10 protein-coding genes and 1 pseudogene are annotated in these 9,824 nt (G+C 48.9%); 7 read left to right on the top strand and 4 right to left on the bottom strand.

The features are described 5' to 3' along the window. Positions 1–150: 150 nt before the first annotated feature. Entirely contained in the window at positions 151–1,557 is a 1,407-nt protein-coding gene (locus tag ACR2PX_RS11510; protein ID WP_433999502.1) for an ATP-binding protein, read from the top strand. 324 nt (positions 1,558–1,881) lie between these two features. Then, positions 1,882–4,014: a glycosyl hydrolase family 18 protein gene (locus tag ACR2PX_RS11505; RefSeq protein ID WP_433999501.1), complete on the top strand. Its 2,133-nt coding sequence runs from the start codon at positions 1,882–1,884 to the stop codon at positions 4,012–4,014. Positions 4,015–4,073: 59 nt separating this feature from the next. On the opposite strand, the gene ACR2PX_RS11500 is transcribed toward ACR2PX_RS11505, so the two are convergent. From ACR2PX_RS11500 to ACR2PX_RS11485, 4 genes are all read right to left on the bottom strand, one after another. Next, positions 4,074–4,538 carry a hypothetical protein gene (locus tag ACR2PX_RS11500; protein ID WP_433999500.1) on the bottom strand — a complete coding sequence of 155 codons (465 nt, stop codon included), beginning with the start codon at positions 4,536–4,538 and terminating at the stop codon, positions 4,074–4,076. Beyond that, a complete protein-coding gene (locus ACR2PX_RS11495) occupies positions 4,535–4,702 on the bottom strand; it encodes a hypothetical protein (protein WP_433999499.1) in 168 nt (55 codons plus the stop codon). The genes ACR2PX_RS11500 and ACR2PX_RS11495 overlap by 4 nt, the downstream gene beginning before the upstream one ends. Beyond that, a complete protein-coding gene (locus tag ACR2PX_RS11490; protein WP_433999498.1) occupies positions 4,689–5,264 on the bottom strand; it encodes a hypothetical protein in 576 nt (191 codons plus the stop codon). Before ACR2PX_RS11490 ends, ACR2PX_RS11495 begins: the two co-directional genes overlap by 14 nt. A gap of 89 nt (positions 5,265–5,353) precedes the next feature. Beyond that, positions 5,354–6,142 (bottom strand): outer membrane lipoprotein-sorting protein, encoded by a 789-nt coding sequence (locus ACR2PX_RS11485; RefSeq protein ID WP_433999497.1) that lies wholly within the window; start codon positions 6,140–6,142, stop codon positions 5,354–5,356. A 285-nt stretch (positions 6,143–6,427) separates the two neighbouring features. Here ACR2PX_RS11485 and ACR2PX_RS11480 point away from each other — a divergent pair. From ACR2PX_RS11480 to ACR2PX_RS11460, 5 genes and pseudogenes are all read left to right on the top strand, one after another. Then, positions 6,428–7,228, top strand: a pseudogene (locus tag ACR2PX_RS11480) (AvrD family protein); the annotation flags it as partial. A gap of 101 nt (positions 7,229–7,329) precedes the next feature. Further along, complete coding sequence (locus ACR2PX_RS11475; protein WP_433999496.1) at positions 7,330–8,052, top strand: ATP/GTP-binding protein; 723 nt, start codon at positions 7,330–7,332, stop codon at positions 8,050–8,052. A gap of 78 nt (positions 8,053–8,130) precedes the next feature. Continuing rightward, a complete protein-coding gene (locus ACR2PX_RS11470) occupies positions 8,131–9,048 on the top strand; it encodes an MMPL family transporter (protein WP_433999495.1) in 918 nt (305 codons plus the stop codon). Continuing rightward, positions 9,023–9,388 (top strand): MMPL family transporter, encoded by a 366-nt coding sequence (locus ACR2PX_RS11465; protein ID WP_433999494.1) that lies wholly within the window; start codon positions 9,023–9,025, stop codon positions 9,386–9,388. Before ACR2PX_RS11470 ends, ACR2PX_RS11465 begins: the two co-directional genes overlap by 26 nt. Continuing rightward, positions 9,322–9,708, top strand: a complete 387-nt coding sequence (locus ACR2PX_RS11460) for a hypothetical protein (protein WP_433999493.1) — start codon at positions 9,322–9,324, stop codon at positions 9,706–9,708. The genes ACR2PX_RS11465 and ACR2PX_RS11460 overlap by 67 nt, the downstream gene beginning before the upstream one ends. Positions 9,709–9,824: the final 116 nt, after the last annotated feature.

The following is a 9,824-nucleotide window of genomic DNA, read 5'->3' as shown; positions in this document are numbered from 1 at the left end:
GAGCGTTCTAGACAGCTTCGATGGATTCGTGAGAATAGTTGACCTATTTAATCGAATTCATCGAATAATTGGGCCGTTCTTTCTGGAATTCAGGCCGAAATAGTCTTAAGTCCGACAGGCTCCTAGAAGCCCATAGAAAACCATGAACGCATGAAAAAACGATTTGCCACCCTGAGCCGTATCAGCCTTTTCAATATCAAGAGCTCCTTGAGGCTCAGGGTTTTGCTGGCCTCCGGTATTATGCTGCTGGTGACACTGATTCTGGTAATGCTCTCGGTCATGGCTTCATTCGAGAGTGCCCAGTTTGGTGCTATTCGCAAAGAACTGGCTGCTGATGCCAATGTCCTGCTCACGGCTGCCCGCATCGAAAACGGCAAGCTGGTGATGCCAGACAAGCTCCCCGATGAAAAGTTTAACCAGGTAGAATCACCCGTGCTGGGCATTGTTTATGATGTGGCCAGCAATCCTATCTGGCGTTCCCGATCAACACTGGATGAAGTCGTTCACTATGTTCCGGATAACGATGGTGAGATCACCGAATTTGATCTGTCATCGGATCCTGCCGGTAAATACTTTTTTTACGACATCGACGTTTCACTCGATGGCATACCTTTGACTTTTGTCACGCTGACTCCTGCCACTGAATACTTTGACGTATTCAATTCGTTCCGGCGGTCCCTGATGTTCTGGCTGTTGTTCACCGGTCTGGGCATGCTGTTAATGGTATGGCTTTGTATGCAGTGGTCTTTGCACCCGATCCGACAACTGACCCGCAATCTCAAAGAAATTGAAGCAGGCAGCAGTGAGCGTTTGAAAGGTGAGTTTCCCAGAGAATTGTCAAAATTAACCGCAGCATTGAATCAGCTTCTGAATAATGAACGCAGTCAGCGTGAACGCTACCGGGATACCATGGCTGATCTGGCCCATAGCCTGAAAACGCCTCTGGCGGTATTGCAAACCGTTCAACAGAGTGAGTACTTGCAAAAGCAAGCCGGGGACACGTCTCTTCCCGATAAGGACACTATTGTTGAGGAACAGGTTCAGAGAATGAACCAGATCATCAGTTATCAGTTACAGCGCGCAGTGACCCGACAGAAAGGCCTGGTGAAAAATCACATTGACGTTCAGCTGGTCATTGAACGTATTACCCGAATCTTGAACAAAGTCTATCAACACAAAGATGTGCAATTGGATGTTCATGTTGAAAAAGGCTGTGAGTTTACCGGGGAAGAGCAAGACTTAATGGAGATTATGGGTAACCTTCTGGAGAATGCTTATAAGCTTTGTCTTCAGAACATCCGAGTCTCTGTCACCTCTTCTGACGACAATACGGGTAAACGTTATCTGGAAGTGGTGATTGAAGATGATGGTCCCGGTGTTCCTATGAATCGAAGAAAAGATATTCTTAAAAGAGGTGTACGAGCAGACAGTCGTACACCGGGTCAGGGCATTGGTCTGGCGATCGCCATGGAAATTATCGACAGTTATGAAAGTCTGCTAACTATTGAAGATTCCGGTTTGGGCGGAGCCCTGTTCCGGATCAAGCTTTATAGCTGAAGTGAGCCGAATCGGCTTGGGTTATCCCTCCCCGCTGTATCTCGAATCCGTGTATTCCCTTAAATGAGCCACTTATGAAACGGTGGGAGCATTGATTCATCCTGAATGACGTCTTTGTTTTAAGAAACAGTTCTCTTTTGAAGTGTCTGGATATTGATCAGTGTCGCAATTTTACAAATAGGGGCATAGTCGACTAGCAAAATGAAAGCGATTTCATGATAACGTAAAGTTTCTGTATAAGTATTCAGTAAACACCCGTTCTGTCAGGGCTGACGGTGTGGTATCGGGTGAGATAAAACCAACAATAACGAGGTACGACACATCATGAGAATGTCCTATTCGGGCAGACTTCTCACAGGTCTGCTGTTATCAGGAAGTGCATCTCTAGCCCTGGCAGCGCCGGGTAAACCCGCCATAGCCTGGATGCCTGCGGAGCATACTTCAGGCTCCTCTATCAAAGTCCATTGGGATATGTGGTGGGGAGAGAATGGCACTGCATGGGTTCTGAACGCTAACAACAGTCAAGTTTGCTCGGGCACTCTGGTAGCCAACCCCAGCAAAGCTGCTCAGAAGGCTTCCTGCAATATTTCTCCGGATGCAGGCAGCTATAACCTCCAAGTTACTCTCTCAAATGATACCGGTTCCACGACAAGTGACGTTAGAAATATAACCGTAACGGGAGGGACAACACCCACACCTGATCCCGATCCAACGCCTGATCCAGACCCAACGCCTGATCCAGACCCAACACCCGATCCAGACCCAACACCTGATCCAGACCCAACACCTGATCCAGATCCAACACCTGACCCTGAAGTATCGGCACCAGCGAAGCCTGTGATTGGCTGGCTGGATGCGAGCCAGGATGCGGGAAATGTAGAAGTTAAATGGGACATGTGGTGGGGCGGCAACGGAACCAGCTGGACCCTGGAATCCAATGGCAGTGAAGTCTGTGAAGGGACTTTGACTGCGAATGGAAGCAGTGCCCAAAACGGCAAATGTACGGTTAACTTCTCTGAAGGCACTTACGAGTTGCAGGTGTTACTGACTAATGGAAGTGGTTCAACAGGCAGTGACAAGAAAACCATTAATGTCGGTGACAGCTCCGGTGGTGGAGGTGGTGGCAATGTGGGTAGTGGTGATACGCCGCTGTTAACAGACTACAGTTCTGCCGGTCTGAGAAAGCATAAGCCTTACACCAACTCAACCAAATCGGTAGTGGGTGCTTACTTTGTTGAGTGGGGCATCTATGGCAGGGATTATCAGCCCGCCCAGATTCCGGCTTCCAACCTGACTCACCTGCTCTATGGTTTTGTTCCGATCTGTGGACCAAACGACAGCCTTCAGAAAGCTAATGCCAATGGTTACAGCGCTCTACAGCAATCCTGTCAGGGTAAGCAGGACTTTGAAGTCACTGTTCATGACAAGTTTGCCGCACTGGAGAAAAACTACACCAATGACGTGTATAACCAGGACTATCGGGGCATCTTCAACCAGTTGCGCAGAATCAAGCTGGCGAATCCTGATCTGAAGATTTTGCCTTCCGTAGGTGGCTGGACCCTGTCGGATCCCTTCTTTTATCTGGATAACACCGCCAACCGTAAGATCTTCGTAGATTCTGTGGTTGAATTCCTGAAAACCTACACCTTCTTTGATGGTGTGGATATTGACTGGGAATACCCGGGTGGTGGCGGTGCCAATGGTTCGCTGGGTAAAGATACCGATGGTGCCACTTATGTAGCCCTGATGCAGGAACTGAGAGAGGCTTTCGATACTCTCAGCGCAGAAACCGGCCGTACTTATGAGATCACCAGCGCTGTAGGTGCAGCACCTGCCAAAATCAATGCAGTGAACTACAACCAGGCCAGTCAGTACATGGATTACATCTTTGCCATGACTTATGACTATTACGGAGCCTGGAATGGTCAGCTGGGTCATCAGGCCGGTCTCTATCCGGGTGATAATGCGATCAATGATGGTTTCAGTGGTGATGAAACGGTGAATAACCTGATTGCTGCAGGAGTTCCGGCTAACAAACTGGTACTGGGTGTGGCCATGTATGGCCGTGGCTGGAAAGGTGTATCCGGTGTCACTGGAAACAACCCATTCACGGGTACAGGTAATGGTGCCATCACCATGACCAGCGGCAATGGTCACTGGGAAGCCGGTGTCGTGGATTACTTCCGGGTTGTCAGTGAAATGCTTGGCGGCGATGCCAATGGCAGTGGCGTGAATGGCTGGACTGCCGGTTACGATGAAAAAGCTAAGGCCCCTTATGTCTGGAAGCCAAGTACCGGTGAGTTGATCACCTATGAGAACGGCAAGTCAGCTAAAGAGAAGGCGCAGTATGTTCGTCAGAACGGTCTGGCCGGTACTTTCTCCTGGGAAATTGATGCAGACAACGGTGACATTTTGAATGCTACCCATGAAGGTCTGGGTCATTCTCCAAAGCAGTAACATTCAGTCTGTTTGAGTAGTAAAAAATCCCGGCCATCTGTCCGGGATTTTTTATGCATTCAAAAGAAGTATTTTAAAGAGGCTTCCAGATAGCTTTCCTTTTCGAGGTAGGCAATGGGCTCTTCTTTCGACATGGCGCCCAGCCAGGCACCTTCCAGATCCAGTTTGAAATAGTCGTTCAGTCTTCTTGACCAGGTCAACTTGTATAGCTGGGAATTCTTTTCAAGGTCGATCAGGCTGGAAACCAGCATTTCGGTGCTATTCACATCATTATTTTGCCAGCGGACACCGAGAAACAGGTCGTTATTATAAATCGTAGGCGGTGCTGTTCGAGAGCGGTTGTTCCGGGTGTACTCCACGATCAAACCCATCTGGCCATCGGATCCGTTGAAGTCATAAATGGAATACTCAACGCCTGTCGCCAGGGAATAATAAGCGCGACCTTGCCCCCAGCGCTTTGCGCCATCAAGCTTCAACAGCAAGTCCTCCAGTGTCCACTGCACGTCCATACCCAGATGAGTCACATTGGCGTATTGCTGTTCAACTCATAGCCTTTATCGATTAACAGAGGTTCACGACTGTTGCCTTTGAAAGCATTAATGCCAAGATCGATGGCATCCAGACTCCAGGCCATTCTGACAGCAAGATCAACCGCTTGTTTTTGGTCGCTGTATTCAGGGATCGTCATCGACGGATTTAGGGAGGGACAGTCTCTGATCGGTTTTCCGGTAGGGACGGGCTCTGTGCCAAGGCAGGAGGAAGGCATGAATTTCTCCCCACTCAGGCCAGTACTGATAATGCACCATGGCCTGTCCAATTTTTTCGTCGAAACCCAACCCACGTCGTCCATCGTATTGATTGACGATATTATTAGGCTGATAAACTTCCGTCACGCCCCAATAAACTTCTGCCATCCCCAGCAAGACGGACCAGCTGTCGGCATTGTAAGTCGCATTGGCTTCATTCACGTCGCCATAGCGGACACTGGCGGCTGTGTCCCATTGATAGAACAGGGAGAGGTTGGCACTCCAGGGTGAGTCATTCCAGTATTGCAGCCTGGGAGCCAGAGTTATGGCAGTGTTTAGATGCCTGCAGTATTGATCCGGATAACTCTGATTTTCTGAGTAGGCTGTGGCTGAGAGACCGGCATAACCTTCCAGTTGGGTCTCTCCATAAGCCAGATAAGTCAACAGAAGTGAAGAGATTCCGATAGCAATCGGAGTCTTACTCCAGAGGCGATTCCCTGCCATGAGTAATGTCCTTTAAGTGTTTATTATGAACAGGCAGCTCAATCAGGCTTGGAAGTAGTCGCATAATATGAGATAGCTGCATGCCTGGCTCATGGCTGTTTGAAAGCAAATTTTAACTGATTGGGTTTGAACTGTCGGTCGGAGACTGAGATCCCCAGCTGATAGTTATCCCAGGCCAGCGTTGTGCCTCGTTTACTTTGCAGATTACTCATTTTGGCGGTATGGGCTCGCCAGTATTTGTTGGTGTACTGTTGATAGTCACTCAATTTGAGGGCCTTTAGAGGGGCGCCTCTACGATCGAAGTATTCGATCTTTCTGGGCTGGTAAATGGTCTGATCAATCCAGGCAATCAGTTTTGAATAACCGGATTTTTTGTATTGGGGATAACAGGCCAATAACCAGAAAGTATTGCCATCTTCTGTTTTTTCCCCCAGCAACTCGTAGCGATACTTCTGCAACTCCCACGAACCCATATCTTCATAAGCAAACTCACTGCCCATAAAAGGTCCGGAACGGTTATTGGAAGAGATTCTTTTGACCCGGTTAATAGAGGGCAGGAACAGCCACTGATCATCGGCTTTAATGGCATGACTGTAAGTTAATAGTGCCGTACCGGAAATATCCCTGGGCGACTGGAAGTAGGTAATGATCTGGTCGCCATCGTCCTTTTGCTCTTTTCCTTTCACCATCAGTTTTCTTTCGGCGGTATCGCCATTGGCGGACTGAATGGTCATTAATGCATCGGCAGAATAACTTTGATAACCGCTGTCCCTGTTGACCATTTCGGTGGCGATTTCCAGTCCCTGCTGTGCAGCGTCGACAGCGTATACAGAATGTATAAAAAACCAGGAAAAAATAAACGTCGCAATTCTGGACATGGGTGCACTCCCTGCAGTTTCCGGACTTCTTTCGGGTTATTTCTGCGCCCGGGCTAAGGTTTAAAATACGCTGTTTTTTTGATGAAAACACCTGTCCGAAAGGGCAGATGCGTTGTTACACCAGTCAGGTTTACTATGGCCAGATCTGAGCTGAATTCGAGCGCACTGTATCAAAAAACGAGTTGGAGCTGGGATGCCTATGGACGCTCAAATGGAACCGTCAGCTGGAGAAGCTGTGATCCATTATATCGATGATGCATTAGGTGCTTCTGAAACCGATATTTCGGTGAAGGATTTAAGCGAACCTATTATGAGTGCAATGTTGACTACGACGGCAACATTGCACAGGGCTCGGTCAAAGTAACCTATCAAACGGACTGGCCGAAGAAGAGTCGAGCCAGGAATCTGGCCCCTCATCTGAGTACGCTGGATGCCGTACTGGTAGCCGGTCAGGTGGCAGGAGAACTGCTCAGATACACACATAAAATTTCTGCACAAGACTGTCGCAATGCCTGGCTCAGGGATATCAGCATCAAGGCGGGCAATCTGGCCGAAGAAGATCTTGCTTATGTCCCTGTCATGGCAGAGTTGCTGAAAGTCGATGACAGTGAAGAGGGTCTTTTTGGGCAATTGTCGACCATCAGGGTTCGCCTGGGCAGTATGGAGATCAAACTGGTCATTGATCATGCCCGCTCTGTAGAGAGTGACCAGCCTTCCGTTATCGATGAATATTTTACCGAAGCATACCGAAAACGCAGTTGCCATATCGGCGGCATTACTCTGGATGATAATCAGGAGATCATTGAAGGCTGCCTGTCCTTTCTTGATGAAAATAATCGCAAGCTGGAAGGCGTGATGGGGGACTACCCCAATTCCCTGATGGCCATTGAAATACTCACGACCTTTGCCCAGTTAGCGCAGTTCATGATCTACCGCATTGATAACCTGCAACGTGAGCAAGCCAACAATCTATGGATGCGCAGTGTTGTTATTCACAATCCCTATCCGATTATGCCCCGCATGAAGCAGCGCTTGAAACTGCATTGCAGGCAGCGCTCCCTGATTGAAATGAAAGGGGAAACCTAGCGGCTGACCCGGTTGGAGGGTCGGATTGAAGGGCATCAGGAATTTAAGGTGATCGCCAAGCTTTGTCATTCATTGCCTGAATCAGCTACGGAGGGAGCAGCATGAAGATTGCTATATCAGGAACCTATTCCACAGGAAAAACCACATTGACCGAAGCGCTGGCCATTGCCACCGCTGTACCCAGAACCCAGGCTCGTACCATGCGGGAGCTATTGCCTGAATGTGTGCCAGGGAAAACCTTGGAACAGTGCAATGTACACGAATTGATGAACCTGGGGCTTAGTCGTTTATCCGAGCGTGTCGTGAATGAAGTGAATGCTGGCGATCAGTTTTTTTCTGACGGTTCCTGTCTGCATGAATGGGTGTACGGAGAGGCTCGCTTCAGAACAGGAATCAATCCTGCCGACGGTAAGTGGTTGCTGGCGCTGAAGAGGTTGGCCATGTCACCGGTGGTCAATCTTCATCATGGTTATATGAAAGCATTTGGTTCTGTCGTGAAACGACATGCGAAGAAAACCTATACCCATTTCGTGCATCTCCCCGTGGAATTTCCCCTGGTCGCCGATGGCCACAGGCCGGTCTCCGAAGAGTTCAGAAAAATGTCCAGCGATCTGCTGCTGGAAACGTTGCGGGAGCTGGATATTCCCTACATAGAAGCCGGTGGGAATATGAAGGAAAGAATCATGAAAATTGTCGATTACTTCGATATCCCTTTGCGAATGGATCCGGATATCGCTATTGAAAGAGCCGTTTCGAAAGTGAAAGAGCAGGCGATTGAGATAGAAAGTCATCGCCAGTCGGTATTGGCAACGCAGCAAGCATAAAGCATTAAACCATGAAAACAGTGATCCGCAAGAAAGGGGTGGGTCGCTGTTTTGAACTTTGAGCAAAGGACTGATGATATGAATAACTGGCCCGTCAAACATGCCTGGTGGACCATCGGGTTGTGGATACTTTTGCTGGCAGTAGCGATTGCAGGTATGGGGCGGCTGGCTCTGGTTAATGATTACAAGGTGTTCTTCAGTGAAGAGAATCCAGATCTGACGGCCTTTGAGCAAATTGAGGCCAGGTACAGTAATAACGACAGTGTGCTGGTGGTCGTTGCGCCGAAACAGAGCAGTGTTTTCCAGCCGGATGTATTGAATGCTGTTATAGGCATCACCGAAAGAGGCTGGCAAACGCCACACTCTTATCGAGTTGATTCCCTCTCCAATTATCAATACACCCGGGCAGAAGGTGATGATCTGCTGGTGGAAGACTTTGTTGAGTCTGCCGATCTGAAAAGCAACGACTCTCTGGTCAAAAAACAGGAGTATGCCCTCAGGCAACCGGAGCTGATAAACCGGATCATTGCCAAAGACGGGCAGGCGACGGCTATCAATGTTTTGATCCGTCTTCCCGGTGACAGCCAAACAGAAGAAGTGAGAGAAGTAGCTGGATTCTGGCAGGCAGAAATAGCAAAGTTCAAAGCAGACTATCCAGAGCTGGATTTTTATCTCACTGGGCAGATCATGCAGAACGACGCGTTTGGTGAAGCAACCCAGCGAGATATGGGCAGCCTTGTGCCATTGGCGTTACTGCTGATTATTATTGGTACTGGACTCTATCTGCGCAGCATCTGGAGTTCATTACTGGTTGCCATCGCCATTATTTCTTCGATCATGGTGGCACTGGGCATGGCCGGTTGGTTGGTTGGGCATTCCCATTACTTCACCTTCTGCTTCGGCACCCTTGATCATCCTGACCATGGCGGTGGCAGACTGTATCCATTTCCTGCAGGGCTATCGAAAAGGTTTGCTGTCTGGAAAAGAAAAGTCTGATGCCATCGTTCAGTCGTTAACCGTGAATCGTTTACCTATTGTTCTAACCAGTATCACCACAGCGGTGGGCTTTCTGTCGATGAACTTCAGTGATTCCCCACCGTTTAATGATCTTGGCAATATCACTGCAATGGGCGTCATTGCGGCCATGCTGATTTCCCTGACCCTGCTGCCAGCCATGTTGAAAGTGCTCCCTGGTGGTAAAGCCAAAGCAGTCAGAGAAGTACCGCTGAGTCAGCCTCTGGCCCGTCTTGCTGAGTGGTCGACGACACGATGTTTGAATACTTTGATGATTCCTATTCCATTCGCCAGGCCAATGATTTCACCTATGCCAACCTGACCGGTGTGGCCGGTATTCAGTACACCATTAAAGCGCCACAAGGGCAGAAAGTGACGAACCCTGAGTTCCTTACGAAACTGGATAACTTTGTGGAGGTGGCACGAAAAGATTCTGGTGTTTATCACGTTCAGTCGCTGACAGACATTATGAAGCGGCTCAACAGCAGTCTTCATGGCGATGACCCAGCCTGGGCCCAACTGCCGGAAGATCCTCAGTTATCTGCCCAGACACTGCTGCTTTATGATATTTCTCTGCCTTATGGGCTGACTCTTAACAATCAGGTAGCCCTCGATAAGCAGGAGCTGAGGATTATCGGTTGAGCGTAAAACTCCGTACTTTGAGTGCGGGGATGTAAGCTCGTCGGCGATAGCCGACTAATGCGGTGTTCTCTGCTGCTGAACGTACTGTTTGATGACTTCTATAGGAGCGCCACCGC

The sequence above is a fragment of the Endozoicomonas sp. genome (assembly GCF_051008435.1).
In the GTDB taxonomy this organism is placed as follows: Bacteria; Pseudomonadota; Gammaproteobacteria; order Pseudomonadales; family Endozoicomonadaceae; genus Endozoicomonas_A.
The sequence above is the reverse complement of the archived record's forward strand: the minus strand, read 5'-3'. Positions and strand labels throughout refer to the sequence as shown.